Origin of the sequence: Microcoleus sp. Z1_A1 (genome assembly GCF_036700305.1) — a bacterium.
In the GTDB taxonomy this organism is placed as follows: Bacteria; Cyanobacteriota; Cyanobacteriia; order Cyanobacteriales; family Microcoleaceae; genus Microcoleus.
On the sequence record NZ_JAUBOR010000036.1, the window covers coordinates 23,200 to 45,297 of the forward strand.

The window sequence follows — 22,098 nt, forward strand, 5'->3', positions numbered from 1 at the left end:
TAGATTTGATCCGATCGCGCCATCGCTACAGGTCAACCAAAATGAGTCGGTTTCAGGTCTTGCCCTTACCCATTAAATCTTACAGTATTGCTACATTTAGTGCCGGCACGGCTTTACTGCTGACAACTCTGTTACTTTTTTTCTTCGAGGAAGTTCCTGCAATCTTACTTTTTGCCGCTGCGGTTATCGCTTGGTATGCTGGCTTAAAGTTCGCAGAACCAGAAATAGAAATTGAACGTAATATTATTTCCAAAGTAATTGACACGACGGCTTGCTTAATTGTAGTCCTAGACAACCAAGGACGGATTGTGCGCTTTAACCAAGCTTGCGAAAAAATTACAGGCTACTCGACAGCAGAAGTGCTCAATAAATGTGTTTGGGATGTGTTCTTAATCTCCGAAGAAGTAGAGCCAGTTAAAACTGTTTTTACCAAGCTCAATGTCGAAAACTTTAACAGCGAGTATCAAAATTATTGGCGCACTAAAAATGGGGACAAGCGCTTAATTTCTTGGTCGAATACTGTGACCATAGATGGCGATGGTTTGGTAGAATATGTGATAGGAACTGGTATTGATATTACCGATCGCAAAGAAGCAGAAATAGCCCTAGCATTATCCTACACTAACCTAGAAACTCGCGTCAAAGAACGCACAGCAGAACTGACAGTAGCTAAAGAAGCGCTGCAAGCTCAAGAAGAACGATTTCGCTGTTTAAGTTCCTGTTCGCCTGTCGGCATTTTTATGGCCGATTCCCAGGGGCGCTACACCTATGCAAACCCACGCTGTCAGGCTATTTGCGGCTTGAGTTTGACAGAACTTTTAGGAGACGGTTGGGAGAAGTGCATTCACCCGGAAGACAGCGATCGCGTATTGAGCCGATGGCTGGATTATACTCGGCAAGGTGGGGAATATGCGATCGAGTATCGCCTGCAAACACCAGAGGGGATTGTGCGCTGGATTAACGTTTGTTCCTCGCCGATGTTCTGCGACTCCGGCGAACTCATCGGATACGTGGGCACGGTGAGAGATGTCACGGAAAGACAACAAGCGCAAGCAGCTTTGGCAAGCAGCGAACAGCAACTGAGAACGCTGCTAGAAAATACGCCAGATGTGATTATCCGCACTGACAAAGAGCTGCGTTATATTTATGTCAATCAAGCCGTTGAAAGAAGCCAAGGAAAACCAATTTCATTCTTCCTTGGTAAAACCAGTCAAGAAATAGGAATACCGCCGGAACAGTGCCAGATGTGGGATGAAACCCTGCACAAAGTGTTAGAAACAGGTCAAGAAGAAATTGTAGAATTTCAGGCTTTATCAATCAATGGCATCCGAAGTTATCAATCCCGCGTAGTTCCAGAATTTGACAAAAATGGCGTACCAGAATCAGCCTTAATTGTCGCCCGCGATATCACAGAAATAAAACTTGCAGAAACTCAAAGATTGCAGTTAACAATTGAGCAAACAGCAAGGGAAAAAGCGGAAATAGAACAGCAGCGGTCGGCATTTTTAGCAGAAGTCAGCAAAATGCTGGCTGATGCGTTTGACGGGGAAACGGTGCTGCAAAAGGTAGCCGAATTAGCAATAAATTCGATCGCGGATGGGTGCTGCATTCATTTGACCGAAACGGGGTCAAAAGTGCGTCTAGTCGCTGTGGCTCACGCAGAACCCTCCACAGTTGAGACTATTAATAACTTCAGCATCCGCAGTTCGATCGCCGAAAATGCTGTTAACGGCTATCCGCTGGTAATCCGCTGCGGCAAATCCGAACTAATTGCCGAAGTGGATGAGGAGATTTTAGCAGCAGGAGCCGAAAATGCAGCAGAATTGGAAATATTGCGATCGCTCAATATCGGATCTCACGCTTGCGTACCGCTGAGAGCTCGCGGGCGGGTAATGGGTTCCATCACTTGCTTTACCTCAAAGTTTGGCCGCCGCTACAGTGCAGAAGACATGGCAATGCTAGAAGATTTAGCATACCGCGTGGCGATCGCCCTAGACAACGCCAGACTTTACGCAGAAGCGCAACAAGCACTATCTCAAACATCGCAATCCTTTGCCTTAATTGACGCGCTGTTAGAAGCATCTCCCCTAGCCATTTGCTTTCTGGATCGCGAAATGCGCTTCATCCGTATCAATAAAGTCTTAGCAGAACTCCACGGTTTGCCCGCCGAACAGCATATCGGCCAAGATTTCCGGCAATTGTTGCCAGAATCCGCCGCCAAATTTGCCCCGATTATTCAGCAAGTTTTAGACACCGGTCAGCCTGTTTTAAACATAGAATTTAGCGGCGAACCTGATGGAAAACCAGGATATTTCGGCTACTGGGTAGCCAACTACTACCCAGTGAAAAATGAAATGGGAGAAATAATCGGAGTTGGCCTAATTATCACAGATATTACCGCAGCAAAACAAACAGAATTAGCTTTGCGGGAAAGCGAAATGCGCTTCCGCAGTGTGGTAGAATCTAACATGATAGGCATCGGTTTCTGGGATGGCAACGGGGAAGTTACTGACGCTAACGACGCCTTGCTGGAAATGATCGGATATACGAGGGAAGACTTAGTTTCGGGACAGATCCGCTGGTTAGAACTAACGGCGCCAGAATATCTAGAACTCGATCGCATTGCCCTCGCGCAAGTCGAAGCATCAGGAAGTTGCGCGCCTTTTGAAAAAGAATACATCCGCAAAGACGGCACGCGGTTCCCAGTTTTAGTCGGCGGCGGAAACTTCCAAGGATGCACAGACAAAGGAGCATTCTTCGTACTAGATATCACCGATCGCAAACAAGCCCAAAATCAACTTCGAGAAAACGAAATACGCATTCGCCGCCAACTAGCAGAACTAGACTTAGTTTACAAAACCACACCAGTCGGGCTGTGCTTTGTCGATACAAATTTGCGCTACATCCGCCTGAACGAATGCCTCGCTGCGATCAACGGCCGATCGATCCCAGAACACATCGGGCGCACCGTTAGAGAAGTAATTCCCGAAATGGCAGATATTGTAGAGCGAATTTACCGCCAAGTGCTGGCGACACAAACCCCCGTGCTCGACTTGGAAATTAAGGCAGAAACCAAGCAACAGCCAGGAGTTTTGCGGGATTGGCAAATCAGCTTTTACCCCGTGAGCGATCAATCAGGAACACTCCTGGGAGTCAGCACCGTGATTGCCGAAATTACCGATCGCAACCAAGCAAAACGGGTAATGCAGCAAAGCGAAGCCATATTCCGGCGGCTGTTCGAGTCAAATATTTTCGGAGTTGCGATCGGCGATTTTAGCGGCCGCATCGCCTACGCCAACCAATCCCTGCTCAACATGATCGGCTACACCCGCTCAGACTTGCTCTCCGGTAAAATACGGTGGGACAGAATGACCCCCCCCGAATACCTGCATCTCGACGCCTTAGCGGCCGGGGAACTGCGGGTTCAGGGAGTCGCAACTCCTTTCAAGAAAGAGTATATCCGCAAAGATGGCAGTCGCGTGCCGATTCTGATGGGCGGAACCACTCTGTGCGCGGACAACCGCGAACCAGAGACGATCGTCGCATTCTACATCGACTTGACCGAAATCTCGCGGGTGGAAGCAGAACTCAAAAAGAATCAACAACGGCTGCAAATCGCTCAGCAAGCAGGCAAAATCGGAAGTTTTGAATTGAACATCCAAACCAACGAGGTCGCCTGTACGCCGGAGTTAGAGGCTTTGTACGGGCTGCCTGCAGGCGGTATCGACAGCTATCAAACTTGGGTGGAAATGGTGCATCCAGACGATCGCACTTTGACTCAACAGCAGGTGCAAGCTGCGACAGCTTCCGGGGAGGAATTAAACATAGAGTTCCGCATTTGCCGCCCGGACAAAAGCGTGGGCTGGATTGCTTGCAGGGCTAAGGTGTTTCAGGACGATCGCGGTTTGCCTTGGCGGATGATCGGGGTGAACGTCGATATCAGCGATCGCAAAGAAGCAGAAGCAGCGCGATCGCACATCCATCAAACTTTAGAAGCCTTGATTCAGGCTTGTCCCCTAGCAATTACCGTTTTGGACTGCGACGACGGCACTGTGAAAATGTGGAACCCAGCCGCCGAGAGGATTTTTGGCTGGAATGAATCAGAAGCGGTAGGTCAATTTGTGCCCTGCGTTCCCGCAGACAAGCGGGAGGAATTCACGGCTAATTTGAAAAGAATTCGCGCTGGAAAGGCGATCGCGGGCATGGAAACCTACCGCCAAAGGAAAGACGGCAGCTCGATCGACATCAGTTTGTGGGCAACTCCAGTCCGCGACAGCAACGGCAATATCAACTGTATGTCGATCGTCGCCGACATCAGCGATCGCAAGCAAGTCGAGGCCGGGCGCGCTCAGTTGCTCGAGCGCGAACAAGCCGCGCGGGCGGAAGCAGAAGCTATCAGCCGCCGGAAAGACGAGTTTCTAGACTCTCTTTCCCACGAATTGCGAACGCCTTTAAATGTGATTCAGGGGTGGGCACAGATCCTGCGCGCCCACCCCAACAACCAAGATAAATTAGCTTCGGGTTTGGAAGCCATTGAGCGTCAGTCGAAGGTGCAGATCCAGCTAGTGGAAGATTTGCTCGATGTTTCCCGGATTATTCAAGGCAAACTGGTTCTGAAACCCGGCTGGTTCTACATGGTAAGGACGATCGAGGCGGCTAATAATTCAGTTCGTTTGGCAGCCGATGCCAAGTCTGTCACCGTTTCGTTAGAACTTGACCCCGCAGTCAGCTTGATGTGGGGCGACGCCCAGAGGTTGCAGCAGGTAGTGTGGAATTTGCTGACTAACGCCGTCAAGTTTACGCCTTCGGGGGGAAATGTGCAAGTGCGCTTGTCTGCGGTGGCTGTTAGCGATTCTTCATCACCCAATTACGTGCAAATTACTGTCAGCGATACCGGAAAGGGCATTCCTGCTGAGTTTCTGCCCTACGTGTTCGATCGCTTCCGACAAGCAGACGCCTCGAAAACTAGGGCTGACAGCGGTTTGGGACTGGGATTGGCGATCGTCGAGCACTTGGTGCAACTCCACGGGGGCACTGTGACTGCGGAAAGTCCCGGTAAAGACAAGGGTGCGACATTTACGGTGACACTGCCACTCAAACAGCCTCGGAGTAAGAAGGGGCAGTTGAGAGGAGTCGCCGCCGGATATTTTAGTCCGTGATATCGCTATGCTGGTTGAGGACGGCTACTCGCCGATCCGCACAGTGCGATCGTCCGCATCCGACAAAATCAAGCGCTTGCCGGCCGTGGCGCTGACAGCTTATGCTAGCGAACAAGACCGCGATCGGGCGATCGCCGCTGGTTACAACGAACACTTAACAAAGCCGATCGAACCCGCTCTCTTCGCCACCGTTTTAGCTGACATCTTGCAACAATATCAATAAGAGGATTTTTCGTGGGGTTGGGCGGGTTTATAGAACCTATTTGCAAGCTTTAAGGCTGTTGGCGAACCCGCCCCTACGGCTAATTGAGAATGGTGCAAGATATCAGTTTTAGCCAAGTTAACAAATTTGCATTAGGGCGATCGGGTGCGACGAACACACAAATAATATCATTTCCGTTTGATTCCGATTTGTATGATGTTAAATCTTGTAGGGGCGGGTTCACCAATAATAATTGCCCATAATCTACAATCTCATAAACCCGTCCCCGCTGGCTATCTGAGATGTTGCACCGGCCGTCAATAAAGGGTTTTTGGGTAGGTTGGGGTGGGTTTATTTAACCTGTCTGCAACTTTTCAAGCTATTGGCTCACGGGCCCCTACAGGTTCCACAGGAATGGTGCGACATCATAGATGCTACCGGACATAATATAACCTGTACATTTTGATTCGGATTTGTATGATATTAAATCTTGTAGTTATGTAGGGTGCGGATCTGCTCATGTTTAATGAAACTTGCAGATTGACTGGTGGCGACGCACCGATGCTTACGACAAGATTGTGTGTACCGCATATACATGGAATATGCTGTAATTGCCCAAAACCCACAATCTCGTAAACCCGCCCCCGCGCCACCATCAATCCCAATCTACGTCTTTTAAGATATAGCCTTTCTCAAAAAAAGTGAGGTATGCCCTATGCCCATGAGTACCTCCTATGAGAACTCAAAAGGCTATACTTCAACCACTAGAATAAATCCCTCTTTCTTGCAGTTGCTGCATAAAAAACTCTTCCAAACTAGGCTTAGCCAAATTCATCCCAATTAACTGCCCTCCCGTACCGCTCAGACTAGAAATAAACTCCTTCGGATCGCCCTGCAAATGACCGTACCACAAATCATTATCAACTTCCATATCCGGTATCCATTTTTGCAGGATATTCAAGTGGCCTCCCCTACCTTCAACCCGGTAAGTTTCAGTATTACCCAAAAGTTCATCGATCGCACCCATGCAGATTAATTCACCCTTAGCCAAAATTGCCACTCGATCGCAAATCTTCTCCACATCCGACAATATATGCGAATTAAAAAAAATTGTTTTTCCTTGATTTTTCAGCGATAAAATTATCTCCCGCATCTGATAGCGTCCCATCGGATCTAAACCAGACATCGGCTCATCTAAAAATACCACATCTGGATTGTTAATCAAAGCTTGAGCCATGCCGATCCGTTGCAGCATTCCCTTAGAATACTGGCGCAACTGTTTTTTAATTGCCGCCGATTGAGATAGCCCAACTAAGTCTAGCAAATTGGGAATTCGCTGTCGCTGAATCGAGGAGGGAATTTGAAATAACCCCGCCGCAAATTGCAAGAATTCCCAACCCGTGAGATAATCGTAAAAATAGGGATTTTCTGGCAAATAGCCGACTCGCTGCTTCACAGTGCGATCGCCCAAAGGCCTCCCCAACAGCAGCGCCCGGCCAGAAGTGGGCCGCACTATACCCAGCAAAGTTTTCAGCAGCGTAGTTTTCCCCGCTCCATTTTGCCCTAACAACCCAAAAGTTTCCCCCTCAGAGATAGTCAGAGTGCAATTTTTGAGCGATTCAATTTTTTCATTCATCCAGAAGCCAGTACGGTAGAACTTCCCCAGATTAAATGTTTCCACCACTGGGGTAGCTCTGGGCATCTCGATGGAAGTTGGCGCATCTACAAGAGGTTCCATTTTTGTCAGAGAAATAACTAGCACCTGATTATATTCTATTGCATAAGTTAAGTAATAATTGCTATTTTTAATGTTAAACTAATATTAGCTGTAGTTAAAATTTTCTCAATTATGGAACGTTCAAAACTTGTTGCTATTATCACTGGAGTGATTTCTATAGTTTTAGCAGTTGCCTACCTGCTCCTTGTTACCCTCCTTGACTTCCGAGGCGAAATGGTGCCCGCACCTCAAAGTCAGTTGCCAGTCTCCATGCCACTTCAGCAATTAGGCACTGTTAACCAGACTTTGCGAGTACATTAGTTATTGGTTATTAATCATTGCAATAACAACTAACAACCAACAACTGCTAACTGCCAACTAACTAATACACATGAATTGCTTTCATCATGTGATATGCAACCAGCAACTGCGTCAAAGCTAGCGGGTAACTTTGCAAAACTTCGCCAGTTGTGCCGATCAGTTTGCCAATTTCCGGGTTGCCTTGGGCGGAACAAAATCCCCGCAGGTGGGGCAACTCGCCGCACAACATCATTTCCAGTTCGTTTACTTGCTCGCTGGTAGCGTGGGAGTCTACTTCCAAAACGTCAACAGGTTTGCCCATATCCCGATCGAGTCCCAAGCGAATTGCAGGTTTAAAACTCTCGCTGCCTCGACCTAAAATTTCAGTAAAATCAGGGTGAGGAATTGTCGGTCTGAGCACTAAACGGACGCTCAAATTTGATTCATTTTCCGCTTCGGGCGGGTAAAAACTAACTACAACGTCGGCCGATTTGCGCTGAGGACGAATAAAGTCTTCAGAGTCTGGTTCCCGTTTTTTTATTTCTGCAAGCACCTGTTCTTCAGTATAACCGCGCTTCATGACATCGCGCTTAACTTTCCACTGAGTTCGCAACTCTTCGGGAGGAGCAAGATACACTTTTACGTCGTAAGAATCGCGGATTGTTCGGGTTGCGTAACCCAGCAAACCTTCAACTATGACAAATTTGCTGGGCTTGATATATTCCGGCGGGTCAAATGTACCTGTCGTGTGGTTGTAGATGGGTTTGAGAATTGCTTGTCCGGTACGCAGCAGGCTAAGGTGCTGCTGCATGATATCGAGATAATTGCAGTCGGGATGCAATGCTGTGATTCCGATTTCGGTCCGCTGCTTTCTGTCGTAGCGATGATAGTCGTCAGTGCAAATCACAGTGACATTTTCTGGTCCCAATACTTGGGCAATTCCCCGCGTCAGGGTGGTTTTGCCCGCTGCGCTGTCTCCGACAATACCGAGAATAATTGGTCGATCGCTCATTGTTTTTACCCGGACGCACAATAGCAAATTTTGTTGTCAATCTTCAATCTTATCAAAATTGTGTTCCATCCGATCGCTCGGTTTGACTTGCTCCCCCCGGAGTCTCCCCTCTGTGTAAAATTATTGTAAAATTTCTTAATAAAATTAAACAAAGCATACTCAGGGAACATCTCATTGAACGATCGTAATTACCCAATTCTCAATTCCCTGTTTGCCCAATTCCCTGTTTTGCCCATTACCAGTCATCGTTTCGTTTGTTGCTGTAAGTTTCCCAATCGTCTTGTTGTGGTGGCTGATACAAAGGTTCTGCTTCCAATTCGGCTGACATTTCTAATTCAGGTTCCGATTCCTGCTGATAAATGTTCAAAGGTTCGACAACGCGGGCGATCGCATCTTTGACAAATGCTTTGACAAACTCGTCCTTCCTATTTAACTGAAACTGCCTTTGTACAACTTCGGCGATGCCACCATCGCCCCAATCTTGGTCATGGCGGAAATATTCAATAAAACTTTTACCAGCAATTCTAGTTAAATAAGCCGCACTAACTGCTTGAATTGCTTTGCCAAGTACAAACCCCGCTACGCTTAATTGCAGCGCCCTTGACACTACTTGAATTACCCCTTCAACTATTCCCAAACTTGCTAGGGTTTTTGCTAGAGACAATGCCAATTCTTTCGCGCGATCGATATTTAATTCGCAGCCGTAAATCTTAGCAATTTCTACTACCATTTGAGCGTTAACTGCTGCTGTCGCTAACAAATCCACAACTGGCAAAGGCGTTACGGCAATTACTCCGGCTCCGATCCACTGAAATCGCTCTACTGCCTTATCAGCTTGCCGCCTTCTTTGAGCATCAATTAACTTGCGCGCTTGGTCTCCCAAGTGCTGAGATTGCAGCAAAATATTGTCCGCAATTAAGTCTTCGCCTTCGGCTCGCAAAATCGCAGCGACGCGCCGAATTAATGGCATAATATCCGGGTCTGGCTGAAAAATTGTGCCGTCTTCTAGGACAACTTTTTGCGGATTGGCGCTAATTGCTACTACATCCATTGCTGATACAAAACCTTTGACTCGCTGCCGCAGTTGATCGAGAATTTCATCTCTGTCGGTGTCGGGATAAAGGTCAACTTTATTAAAAACCACGATCGACCTTTTGCCAATTTCCGCCAAAGTCCGCAGCGGTTCGTACTCGGATTTGCGTAAATCACCGTCCAAAACAAATAAGATCAAATCTGCCCTCGCCGCCAACTGCCTCGCCAATTCCTCTCTGTAAGTCCCCGCAACTCCCGCTTCCAAGATGCCTGGAGTATCAGTAATTGCTAATTCTCGATCGATTCCTTTCAATTTCAGAGTGTAAGTTTCCCCAACTTCGGTAGTTCCCATCGGCGCACCCACCTGTCCCGCCATCCGCCCCACCAACGCATTCACAGCGGAAGTTTTGCCCGCAGAACCGGTGCCGAAAACAACTACTCGAACGCTGCCCCTAGCCATGCTAGCTTCAATTTCGCGGGCTCTCAACAGCAAAGCTTGCCGCGCTACTTCATCTTGAATGCGATCGACTTGTTGCCGAATTGCTTTAAGATTTTCCGAAGCAGCTTCACTTTTCACAACAGGAATCTTCGGAGTAATCGGCCGTTTTCCCTTAACTTTCTGGGGGCGTTGCAGCAGCCTAAAATAGTAAACCAGCGCAAAAATTAGGGTTCCCAAAAGTACAATTATCAGGAAAATCAGCAAATTAGCCAGCAGCGGAGAAGCAGACAACGCAACTTGACTGTAAAGCCCTGTTAAGGAACTCACCAGCCCAATAATCAGCCCCAGGGCGAGGCAGAAAGCAGCAATTAAGGTTAACAGGCGCGGCAAAGGCATGAGGGGAGTGGCAAATAAAAGGGTTATACTTTGATTTTTACATTACGCCGATCGTCATCAGTCATGGCAAATCTAAAATCTAAAATCTAAAATCTAAAATGGCCGAGCGCCCGATGGTACTGCGCGAACCCGCAAATCCCGATTCTGTCGCACTGCGGGCGCGATTTGCGGGGTTTTAGTGGTAGCGGGTGCAGATAAAGTGCGATCGCGCCCGCAGTCTGCAATTGTAGCTTGCACGAGAACTTAGGCTCGCGAATTAAATAACTTACAATTTTAATTGTTATTGTGGGATGGGCTCTTATAGCCCGTCATGAGTGGACGGGCTATAAGAGCCCATCCCACTTTCAAGAGTGGAAGTTATTTACAGCACTTTCCAGGTAAGTGAAGTACAGAGAAACCGGGTTTCTTGAATAAAACCGGTTTCTGGCGAGAAATCCAGAAGAAACCCGGTTTCTGGGGTATACTTTATAAACCTGGAATCCGCTGTAATTCTCATTCCTTACTAAGTCAGTCGCAAAATTCGCCAGTATGTAACAAAAGATTAAGTAGGGTGATTCGAGTTAAATTTAATAGGTTGTGTATGGTTGTGTACGGTTTTTTCTTTACCTTCTACCCCATGAATTACCGCAGAAGCAAGCTCTAATTCCGAGTCAAATATTTCTCCTGCTAGTTCCTCTTTTTTGATCTGTTGCCGCTCCCCTGCAAAGCAAATTTATTCCTTCTCAATCTCCATAACGATGCCACCGGACTTGATAGAAAAACTCATGCTAATTGCGGACAATTGGCAGAGTGAGATGTACCGTTGTTTCCTTTTTATAGATACTGGTAATTGAGAACTCTCCTCCTGCCAGTTCGACAATTTTCCTGACAATTTTTAAGCCGATACCGGTGCCCTGTTGCTCATACCTCTTGCGCTCAAACTGCATGAAGGCACCTATTTTAGCAATTTGCTCTTCTGTCATGCCCCGCCCGGAGTCATGTACAGATAAATGTAGCATCTCCCCTAGGACTTGACTACTAACTTTAATAGTTGTCTCTGGTGAGGAGAATTTCAGTGCATTATCAATTAATTCATGGAGAATAGTTGATAGATATCGGTCTGATAGAGCTATATCCGCTTCCTCAAGAGTGAACAACATATCGTTGCTACGGTTGACCTTCTGAGCCTGGTATGTCAACTCGGTTTCAATGGCGGAAGCTACAAATTGAGTCCGGGCAGATTCCATCTTGTGCTGTTGACTTGCGGATAGTTCTAATCCTAAATAAATCAGGAATTTTTTCGTTAATTTTTCTAGGCGACGGGCCGAGTCATGTGCCCAGCCTAATATCTCACGGATTTGGGCGATATCCATGTTTTCGATATCGTCCTTGAGCAACCCGATCGTGCCTAAGATGCCATTGAGGGGCGTATTTAGTTCGTGGGATAGAGTAGAAGCTAAGTTGCCACGCAGCTCATTGAGGGTGCTGTCCAAGACATTGAGCGTATTTTCTTGGATGTGGTATAAGTTCTGGATATTATCATACTGTTCCTTGATTCTGAGCATTGAATGCACGCGAGCACGCAGTTCAATAGCATTTACAGGTTTACTGATGAAGTCGTCAGCACCGGCAGTGAGACAATGGGCAAGGTCTGATTTTGAATTTAATGCTGTCACCATAATGATGGGAACGGCTTGCCATTTTGACATGGCTTTGATTTGCCGACAAATCTCGATGCCGTCTATTCCCGGCATCATCACATCCAGCAAAATAAGATCCGGATCAAATATGTCGAGGGATGCGATCGCTTCTTGCCCGCTGGCAGCATAATGCAATTGATAATCCTGCTCTGATAACAGGGTTTCAATCACATCAAAGTTATCCGGCTCATCATCAACAATTAAGATAGAAAATTGAGACATAATTGCCACCATTTCAATAAAGTAAAAATTTTATAATTTCATCTGATACTCGTCAGCTATGCGGCCAAAGTGATTTCAAAAATTGCTCCTTGTGGTTGGTTGTTTCTGACACAAATTTCGCCCCCATGTGCCTCAACGACCATTTTGCAGAAAGCTAAACCCAACCCTATTTGAGAGACATTAGACATCAGATTTCCAATCTCGTATTTCTCAAAAATTTTTTGTCGCAATGTATCAGGAACACCTGGGCCAGAGTCGATAACCTGAATTTTTGCCTTGCCAGATGTGAGGAATTCTACAGTCACTATGATTTGACTATTGGGTGGGGAAAACTTAATGGCATTCGAGAGGAGATTGTCCAGCATTCGATGTATCATCGTGGCATCAGCCGAGACTTTTATACTGTTTTGTCCTGGCAATTGAGCGACTATAAACTGATTTTTTTTAGCAGCGATTCCTTCAAAGTTTGAGATAGCAGATTCAATAAGGTCGCACAGATAAATATCAGTGTAATTGAGACGATTTTTACCGGATTCGAGTAAATAGATTTGCAATAAATCATCAATTAATAGCTGTATTGCTTGTGCTGACGAGTAAATTCGTTCCAGTTGCATTTGTTGTTGTTCTTTAGGATACTCTAAGCTTTTTAGGATTTCCAAGCCAAGCAAGATGCCAGCCAGGGGATTGCGTAAATCGTGGACTACCATTTTAACCATATCTTCGCGCAATTTGAGTAAGCTTTGCAGGTCGTCATACTGGTGCTTAATTCGCAGCATACAGTGAACTCTGGCACGTAGTTCAATAGCATTTACAGGTTTACTAATGAAGTCGTCAGCGCCCGCAGTGAGACAATGGGCAAGGTCGGATTTTGAGTTTAATGCTGTCACCATAATGATGGGAACGGCTTGCCATTTTGACATGGCTTTGATTTTCCGACAAACTTCGATGCCATCTATTCCTGGCATCATGACATCCAGCAAAATAAGATCCGGATCAAATATGTCGAGGGATGCGATCGCCTCTTGCCCGCTGGCAGCGTAATGCAATTGATAATCCTGCTCGTTCAAGAGAGTTTCAATCACATCAAAATTATCGGGTTCGTCGTCAACGATCAAAACAGATGGTACATTCATGAATTATCTTACCAGGGAATTTAAAAGGTGTTGAATAGTGCTTGCCAATTGCTTCAGCTTAACGGGTTTGGTGAGGTAATCATTGGCTCCGGCAGCAAGACAACGATCGCGATCGGCAGTCATGGCTAAGGCAGTTAAGGCAAGGATCGGCACATCGACTAACCTAGGATCGAGGCGAATCTGCTGCATAGCTTCTAGGCCATCCATACCAGGCATTTGAATGTCCATCAAAATTAGATTGGGGTTTTGTGACTTGGCCAGGGCGATCGCCTCCTCTCCATTCTTCGCCAAGAGAATGCGATAGCCTTTAGCTCTCAAGTAGCTCGACACCGTACTGATATTGGCTTCATTGTCTTCCGCCACCAAGATTAAGGGAGAGCCTCCCTGTTCGGGCCCGCTGGGTTCGATGGGGGGTTCTGTCTGGGATTCCAGGGCAACAGAGGATGGCGCACCTGTAGGGGCAGTGCCCCCGTGCCTGCCCTCGAATTCGATGCCCCCGTGCCTGCCCTCGAATTCAGTGCCCCCGTGCCTGCCCTCGAATTCAGTGCCCCCGTGCCTGCCCTCGAATTCAGTGCCCCCGTGCCTGCCCTCGAATTCGATCGTGAAGCAACTTCCTACACCCACAGTGCTGGTGAGCAACACCTGCCCGCCGTGGAGTTCGACAATACGTTTCACCAGGGCAAGCCCCAAGCCAGTGCCTGCATATTGACGATTCAGCGCGCCATCGATTTGGATAAAGGGCTGAAACAGTTTGTTGATATGTTCTGGGGCAATACCAATACCTGTATCGATGACGGAAATTTGCAGAGTTTCTTTGACCAAAAAATGGGGTGAGGAATCGGCAGAATCTGGGTCGGCCCGGGGCTGTTGACGGCTGACTTCTAGGGTGATGCGTCCTCCGTTAGGAGTGAATTTTACCGCGTTGTTGAGCAGGTTGATCAAGACTTGGCGCATCCGCCGTTCATCAATCAATAAGTCGGGCAGATTGAGTGGCACTTTAATCTCTAGCTGGATGCGTTTTTGCAGGGCTTGTTGTTTGATAAATGCCAGACTGGATTGACACAGATGATTGATTGAAACTGGGGTGCAATCGAGTTCCATTTGACCCGATTCAATTTTGGCGACATCCAAAATGTCGTTAATTAACTCTAGTAAGTGAGAGCTACTGCGATCGATGGTTTGTAAAGCTTTGATTTGTTGTTCATTGACGATACCAAAGACTTGCTCTTGTAGCCCCTCGCTCATGCCCAAAATGGCGTTGAGGGGGGTGCGGAGTTCGTGGCTCATGTTGGCGAGGAATTCGTCTTTGAGGCGGGTAGCACGGGCCAGTTCTTGGTTAGAGACTGCCAGTTGTTCGTTGCGCTCGGTGAGTTGCTGCTGGGCTTGTTGCCGTTCGGTGAGTTCTTGCTGCAACTGCTCAAATAGGCTAGCTTGTTGAACCGCGATCGCCAACTGGTTAGCAATTTGTTGCAGGAGTTGCGCTTCAGACTCTTGCCAGACTCGCTTTTCTCGGCAAGCATGGACGACTAAAACCCCCCAGAGCTTGTTGGTTGGGCCAGGGGCAACCCCTCTATGGCTTTGGCTGCTTCGGACTTCTTGCAGGATAGGTGCAACCATTTTGGACTTGACTTCACCAACGCTTGCGTATTCCACCAAGCAATTAGTCCCCATATCGGTCATTATATCCGGGACGATACGGGGCTTGCCCTGGGAATAGTGGTTGAGGATTTCTTGAGACCACAGTTGGTCGTCCCAGTGATGGTTTTTGAGCGCGGGAAACTCGGTCAACACAGATTCTTCAACTATTTGACTTCTGCCATTGCATAGCCGGATTACGATGATTCGATCGCCTTGCAAGATTTCTTTGACTTGCTGTGTCACAGTCGCCAAAATTTCCTTAATATCCAACGATTCGCGAATTTGCTGGGCGATTTCTCCCAAAGTTCGCTGCCGTTGCAGTTGTAAAGCGATCGCCTTTTGTGTTTCCTTGCGGATAGCCAGCTCTGATTGCACCTGTTCGTAGAGGTAAGATTGCTGAATTGCGATCGCTAATTGGTTAGCAATTTGTTTAAGTAAATTGATTTCCCAGTCTTGCCATTGGCGCGGAATATCGCATTGATGAACAATCAGCAACCCCCAGAGGGTTTGATTCAGAATAATTGGAACTACGAGTTTAGCTCTGACCTGGATTTCTGCGAGGAATTCAACCAAGCAGGGTAAGATTGACTCATTTTCATCTTCCCTATCGTTGAGGGCATAAACTTTTCCTTGGATATAGCGATCGTAGTTCTCTTCGGGGAAAACCTCTTCTGGGAAGAGGATATCCAGAAGCTTAAGCCTATTTGGCGAAACTGATTCAGCAATGGCAGCCCCCGTCCCTTCAGGAAAAACCCGATAAACCAGCGTTCTGTCTGATTGCAATAGCTGATGGATTTCCTCAACAGTGCTATTGAGAATCTCGTCCAGATTCAGAGACGATCGCATCCGTTTAGTAATCGCTCCCAGCAAACGTTCCTGTTTTGCTTGTTGTTGCAATCTCAGTTCGGCTTCTTTGCGATGGGTGATATCCTGAAACGTGCCTACCAGACCAATAATATTACCTGAGCAGTCTCGCAGGGGAGCCTTGTGGGTTTCGAGAAATATTGGTTTACCATTGGGTAGGGTTAGCGTTTCTTCGATCCCTAATATAGCTTCACCCGTTTCGATTAACCGCCGATCCATCGCACAATACTCGTTCGCCTCGACTTCTTTCTGGCAAATATCTAAATCTCTTTTACCTATACTTTCGGTCGTAGATGGCAAGCCTAGAGTTTTGGCAAACTGCTGATTGCATCCTAAAAAAACCGACTCTCGATTCTTCCAAAACACCGAAAGCGGGATGGTATCGAGTACCGTTTGCAGAAACTGCTGAGATTCCTGCAAAGCCTTCTGGGCCTGTTTGCGATCGCTGATATCTACTAATACACAAATAGTTTGATCCTCTGAGCCTGGAAGAAGTGCGGATCCGATGAGCACAGAAATCCGGCTGCCATCCTTACGGTAGTATTCCTTTTCCAAGGAATCGATCGCGCCATCCTGCATCAGGCGCTCCATCGCTACAACATCAGCCTGGGCATATTCGGGCGGGGTCATAGCATCCCAATGAATCATCCCAGCATTTAGTTCCTCCCTAGTGTAGCCAATCATCTGTAAGAAGCGATCGTTGGCATCGATAATGTTCCCATGAAAATCGGCAAACATCATGCCGCTCACACTGGACTCAAACACACGGCGGAAGCGGATTTCACTGCTTTCCCTGGCGAGTTCAGCTTGTTTGCGATCGCGGATATCCGATATAATTCCCTGGATACTAATCAATTCCCCTTCAGCATTGATAACAGGTCGGGCGCTGCTTCTCACCCAGACATAATTGCCATCTCGGTGGCGATGTCGGAACTCATAATCACTTGACTTTTTACCAAGTTTGACATTCTCCCGATAATCAGTAACCACCAAAGGACGATCGTCTAGATGCACCAGATATATAAACGGCTTACCAATCCATTCACTCTCGTCCCAGCCAAACATGGTCTTGAATTGCGGTGACAAATAAGTGAGCATCCCATCGGGTTCACATGACCAGATCAAATCATTAGCCCCTTCTACCAGCCGCCGGAATTTAGCTTCACTCTCTGCTAATTGGGCTTCGATTTGTTTGCGATCGCTGATATCGCGGCATACACAAATCAATAATCCATCCTCTGTGAGGGTGAGGGATAGCCCTTCGGCAAAGGTAGAGCCATCTTTGCGGGTGGCGATCGCCTCTCCCTCCCAAGCGCGATCGCGCCCCAGCACCGGCAAGACTTCCCGCTCAAACCGTTCTAACTCGTGTTGGGAATACAAAAGTTTCCAAGATTTGCCCACCAGTTCTTGGGGATGTTCGTAGCCAAACAATTCTAGATGGGCTTGATTCAAATAGAGGTAGGTATCTCCTTGCATAATCGCAATGCCGTCGATCGCCGCCTCAATTGCTGCCAGTTGTCGTTTTAGGGTTTCTTCGGTTTGTTTGACATCGCTAATATCTGCAAAATAGCCAACAATCTCGATTGGCGTGCCTTCTTCATCTCGCAGCAGACGCAGCTCATCCCGTAGCCAAACGTAGTGACCATCGCGATGCAAAAATCGATATTCATGCTGATGAGTGTTGTGTTCAAATAGAGCCGATAAATGTGTAAAAACTCTAGGGGCATCTTCTGGGTGAATATGGTTAGCCCAGAAGCCACATTCCGATAAAAATTCTTCTGGTTTGTAGCCCAAAATGGCTTCGATATTTTTGCTCATGAAGGTTGCTCCATAGTCGCCATAGGGCTTACAGCTATAGATCATGGCGGGGCTCGATGCCAGAAGAAATTCGAGGCGTTCTTTCAAAAGGCGATTTTCTAGCTCTGTCTGTTGGCGATCGGTAATGTCTTGGATCAGGCCAAGCACATAGAGATGTTCATCATCCATCAATAGGATAGAAGTGGAAAAGGAGATAGTGCGGCACTGTCCATCTGGGCGCCGGATTTCCCTTTCCACGGCGATTAAGTTGCCCCCTTGTCGTATCTTTTTCAGGTCGGCAATCGTCTGTTTTTGAGATTCTTGATTATTCAGGTACAAGCTGTGATACCACCCCAGACGGTTAATTTCTTCTAAGGTGTAACCCGTAATTGTTTGCATTTGCTGATTCCAGACTGTGAAGCGGACAAATGGAAACTCCTCAACTTCATAGAAAACGCACAGCCCTTCAGTCATGTTTTCTACAATTTGTTGACGGAAAGTATTTTCCTGCCGAAGCGTTGCTTCGGCAAACTTGCGATCGGTAATGTCGAAGCGAATGGCTAGATACTGAAAAGGTCGCCCGCCTTCGTCCAAAAAGGGGACAATGGTGCTAGCAACCCAGTACAGGCTACCGTTTTTTGCCTGGTTGCAAATTTCACCGCGCCAAACATGACCGCTAGTAATGGTCTGCCACAGGTCTTGGAAAAATGCAGGGGGATGATAGCCAGAGTTGACTAGGCGATGGGTTTTGCCCATGAGTTCATCGCGGGAGTAGCCAGAGATCGCACAGAAGGGATCGTTGACGTAGGAGATCACCCCTTGGCGATCGGTGATGACCACAATTGCAGACTGATCCAAGGCCTGTTTAAAGGCTGATAATTCTTGAATTAACTGCTGTCGTTGGAGTTCAGCCTGCTTGCCTCTGCTAATATCAAAGTTGACCCCAATCATGCTCTGGGGATTGCCTTGGGCGTCTGGCACGACGACACCATAGGCTTTAATAAAGTGGAGGCTACCATCGGGATGCAACACTCGAAACTCGGTATCAAATTCTGCTTGTCCTAAGAGGGCTTGTTGGAGCAATGTTTCGGTGGCGGTGCGGTCTTCGGGATGTAGTCGGTTTGCCCAAATGTCGTAAGGCAGAGGGGAATGAGATTGTTTTGTGACACCGTACAGTTCGTACATCCGCTCATCCCAAAAGACGGTGTTTTGTACAAGATCGAAGTCCCAACAACCGATCGCCCCTGATTTGAGCGCCAAAGCGAGGCGATCCGATACTGTCTGTAGTTCTGCTTCTGCACGTTTGCGATCGCTAATATCTTTGGCGATGCCTAAAAAGCCGATAATTTGTTGATTGACATCCTTGAGGGTGCTGATGGATAGCGACACAGGAAATCGAGAACCATCTTTACGGATATAGCTCCACTCTTCTTCGCTGACAATACCTTGGCGTACTTTGGCAACAAAAAGCTCAAAGCCGGGAGGAATATTTTGCCCTAGTTCAGCAGAGAGTGATGATGCCCGGTCAATTACCTCATTTGCATCGTGGATGAGTGCGGGCGTAGCTTTGCCGACCACTTCTGCTGCACTGTAACCCAGCATCCTTTCGGCTGCGGCATTAAAGGTCTGGATGATGCCAGTTGGGTCTACGGAGATGATGGAGTAATCAGCACAATCGAGGATGGCGCGTTGCAGGCTGTTGACTTGCCAAAGCTCTTGGGTGCGTTCTTCAACTTTTGCTTCTAGCTGTTGGTTTAGTTGGTAGAGTTGTCGCTCAGCCTGTTTGCGAGCCGTAACGTCTCGAATCATAAACAAGGCTTCATCTTCGCCACTCTTGACAACTCTGACCTCTTCATATTTCAGGCGTGGGCCAATGTGCACCTGCTGTTCATAAACTTGCAGTTCTCCTGTCCGTAAGGCTTGTTCTAGGTGGTGTAGATGTCGCGTCGCAATTTCTCCTGAGATCATATCCACCATCGCCACACCTGGGGTATCGAAATCTGTACCGCCGAGAAAGTCGAGCTGACGATTGGCTGTCACGCTCCCCCGATAAATACCATCGGCACCGATGCGAAACATGAAGTCGGGAACTGCTGCTAATATGGCTCGGCTGTGGGCTTCGCTCTGGATCAGGGCGGTTTCGGCAAGTTTGCGATCGCTAATGTCTGTAGTAGTTCCTACATAGCCGACTACTTGCCCGTCTGCATCCAGTTCGGGAACGGACTGCCCATATACCCAAGCCACAGCACCGTCGGGACGTTGAAAGCGGTATTCGAGTTGGAAAGAGCGATTTCCTTGAATGAATTGCTCCCATTCGGCGATGACCTGATCGCGATCGTCGGGGTGTAGCCCTTGTTGCCATCCTTCCCCGAAAGCGGTTTTTGGGGTGAGTCCGCTGATCTGAAACCAGCGATCGTTAACATAGATGCACTTACCCCTAGCATCGGCGCGGAAAATCCCCACTGGTACGGCTTCCACTAGGCTGGCGTAGCGTTCTTCGCTTTCTTGCAGGCGGACTTCAGTTCGTTTGCGATCGCTAATGTCGGTAATGGTGCCTATATAGCCGATCCGATGTCCATTGGCATCGAGTTCGGCGACGCACTGCCCATAAACCCACGTTACTTCACCGTCGGGACGTTGAAAGCGATATTCGAGTTCAAAAGAGTCGTTACCTTGAATGAATTGTTCCCATTGGGCAATTACCCAATCGCGATCGTCGGGGTGCACTCCTTGTTGCCATCCCTGTCCGATAGTGGCTCCTGTTGTGAGTCCGCTGATCTGAAAGTAGCGATCGTTGACATAGGTACATAGCCCCTCGGCATCGGTGCGAAAAATCCCCACCGGAGCGGCGGCGGCAAGGGAGGCGTAGCGTTGTTCGCTCTCGATCAGGGTGGCTTCGATCCGCTCTCGCTTTACCAGTTCATTCTGCAATTTTTGGTGGATCGTGGCTTGCCCAATGGCGATCGCCAGATGCGCTGATAAGGCTTGTATCAGTTCAACTTCTTCCGGTTGCCAGTCGCGGGGGTGCTGGCTTTCGCTGGCATTGAGCAAGCCCCATAACTCATCGCCACACAGTAGCGGCACCAAAATTTTGGCTTTTGTCTGGAGGCGGATCAGCATCTGCCGATGACAGTCTGATATGTTGGCTGTGGAGATATCTGGTACGACGCGAACATATCCCTGACGATAAATCTCAGGATTGTCTTGCTTATAGCAGGTCTCATTGACCCGTTGGCCCAACAGAGACAGGGACGAGTCGGTGGATTCCGCCACGACAATGATTTCCCGATCGGCTTCAAACCGCCAAATATTGACGCGATCGCAGCCGAGCACTTGCCGCACCTGCTGCACAGTCGTATCCAAAATCGTTTGCAGGCTTAGGGACGAGCGAATTTGGGTAGCCAAGTCTGCGACTAATTTCTCTCGTTGTACCTTGGTGTTGAGAGCGGCTGTCCGAGCTTCCACCTGTTGCTGGAGCTCAAGGTTGCGATTTGCCAGCAGCGCTACCTTTTGGGCCTCTAGCCGCACCACCTTCTCTTCCCACTTCTGGACCAGCTTGTATAGCTCCAGCGGGTTGAGGGCTTGCAGCAAACTGGTCTGGGTGACAATACCCAGTAACTCCCCTTGTTCCCCTGTCACCGCCAACCGACGGATCGATCGCTGCTCCACGATCTGCTGCACAGTCCAGAGCGACTCCTCTGGCTTGACCTTAAAAATCGGTGTACTCATCACCGCCTCAGCCCGACAGGTTTCCAGCTTCAACCCCAATGTCTGAAATTGCACAATATCCCGCTCGGTGATAATCCCCACTGGAATTTGTAGCGGTTCAGTAGAGATTCTGCCTGGGTGCACAATCATCACGGAACTGACGCGATGCTCTGCCATAAGTTGGACGATCGCCAGTAGGGAACTATCTGGCGCAGCACAAATCACTTCGCGGGTCATCACTTCTGCTACGATACGCAACCGCAGCAGGTCGATCGGTCGAGATATTTGGCGCAGAGTTTCGTGAGTGACTAGGCCCACTAGGCGATCGAGCTCGTCCACGATGGGCAAATGGCGAATGTGGTGCTGTTGGAGCAGATTAATCGCAAAAAATAAATCGGTGAAGGCGGACTCGCGGAGGGTGACGACGGGGTGTGCCATCACCTCCCGGAGCGCCAAATTCTCCAAGGAACGCTGCTGGGCACTCAGCCGCACCACGTCTCGCTCGGTCAGTACGCCGACCAATTGCTCGTTTTCCACTACCAACACGCAACTCGATCGCGCCTCCTTGTGGAGGTCGTCGAGTTGACCATCCGCCGTTCTAGGGGTGTTGCAGAGCGATCGCACGCCACTCATTTGGGCGATCGCATCCATCACCGTCGTATCCGGCGAAACCACCAAGGGCTCTCGCACGATCGCAGTCCTGAGTTCTATGGGAGTGAGAGCAGTAGTACGAATGAACATGAGTTTATAGGGTTTTTTTGCTGATTATTTTTTTAACCATTTCGCCTTAAACACATGAG

General features: G+C 48.1%; 10 protein-coding genes. 3 read left to right on the plus strand and 7 right to left on the minus strand.

The window, feature by feature from the left end:
- The first annotated feature begins 41 nt into the window (after positions 1-41).
- Both QT973_RS20845 and QT973_RS20850 read left to right on the plus strand, forming a co-directional pair.
- Positions 42-5,159 carry a PAS domain S-box protein gene (locus QT973_RS20845; protein WP_333392097.1) on the plus strand — a complete coding sequence of 1,706 codons (5,118 nt, stop codon included), beginning with the start codon at positions 42-44 and terminating at the stop codon, positions 5,157-5,159.
- Positions 5,160-5,166: 7 nt separating this feature from the next.
- On the plus strand, positions 5,167-5,382 hold the full coding sequence (locus QT973_RS20850) for a hypothetical protein (protein ID WP_333056651.1): 216 nt from the start codon (positions 5,167-5,169) through the stop codon (positions 5,380-5,382).
- A gap of 736 nt (positions 5,383-6,118) precedes the next feature.
- Here the strand turns inward: QT973_RS20850 and QT973_RS20855 are convergent.
- On the minus strand, positions 6,119-7,099 hold the full coding sequence (locus tag QT973_RS20855; RefSeq protein ID WP_333208199.1) for an ABC transporter ATP-binding protein: 981 nt from the start codon (positions 7,097-7,099) through the stop codon (positions 6,119-6,121).
- A gap of 111 nt (positions 7,100-7,210) precedes the next feature.
- On the opposite strand from QT973_RS20855, the gene QT973_RS20860 reads away from it, so the two are divergent.
- Positions 7,211-7,399, plus strand: coding sequence for a hypothetical protein (locus QT973_RS20860; protein ID WP_333056649.1), 189 nt, complete (start codon positions 7,211-7,213; stop codon positions 7,397-7,399).
- 61 nt (positions 7,400-7,460) lie between these two features.
- Here QT973_RS20860 and QT973_RS20865 read toward each other — a convergent pair whose 3' ends face one another.
- From QT973_RS20865 to QT973_RS20890, 6 genes are all read right to left on the minus strand, one after another.
- Positions 7,461-8,390 (minus strand): phosphoribulokinase, encoded by a 930-nt coding sequence (locus QT973_RS20865; protein WP_333056648.1) that lies wholly within the window; start codon positions 8,388-8,390, stop codon positions 7,461-7,463.
- A 235-nt stretch (positions 8,391-8,625) separates the two neighbouring features.
- The gene (locus QT973_RS20870; protein ID WP_333056646.1) at positions 8,626-10,257 is read right to left on the minus strand and encodes a GTP-binding protein; all 1,632 of its coding nucleotides are present in this window, start codon (positions 10,255-10,257) and stop codon (positions 8,626-8,628) included.
- 93 nt (positions 10,258-10,350) lie between these two features.
- Positions 10,351-10,494, minus strand: a complete 144-nt coding sequence (locus QT973_RS20875) for a hypothetical protein (protein ID WP_333056645.1) — start codon at positions 10,492-10,494, stop codon at positions 10,351-10,353.
- Between the two features lie 530 nt (positions 10,495-11,024).
- Entirely contained in the window at positions 11,025-12,158 is a 1,134-nt protein-coding gene (locus tag QT973_RS20880) for a hybrid sensor histidine kinase/response regulator (RefSeq protein WP_333272853.1), read from the minus strand.
- Positions 12,159-12,214: 56 nt separating this feature from the next.
- Positions 12,215-13,291, minus strand: a complete 1,077-nt coding sequence (locus tag QT973_RS20885; protein WP_333056641.1) for a response regulator — start codon at positions 13,289-13,291, stop codon at positions 12,215-12,217.
- A 3-nt stretch (positions 13,292-13,294) separates the two neighbouring features.
- Positions 13,295-22,039, minus strand: a complete 8,745-nt coding sequence (locus QT973_RS20890) for a PAS domain S-box protein (protein ID WP_333392099.1) — start codon at positions 22,037-22,039, stop codon at positions 13,295-13,297.
- Between the last annotated feature and the right edge of the window lie 59 nt (positions 22,040-22,098).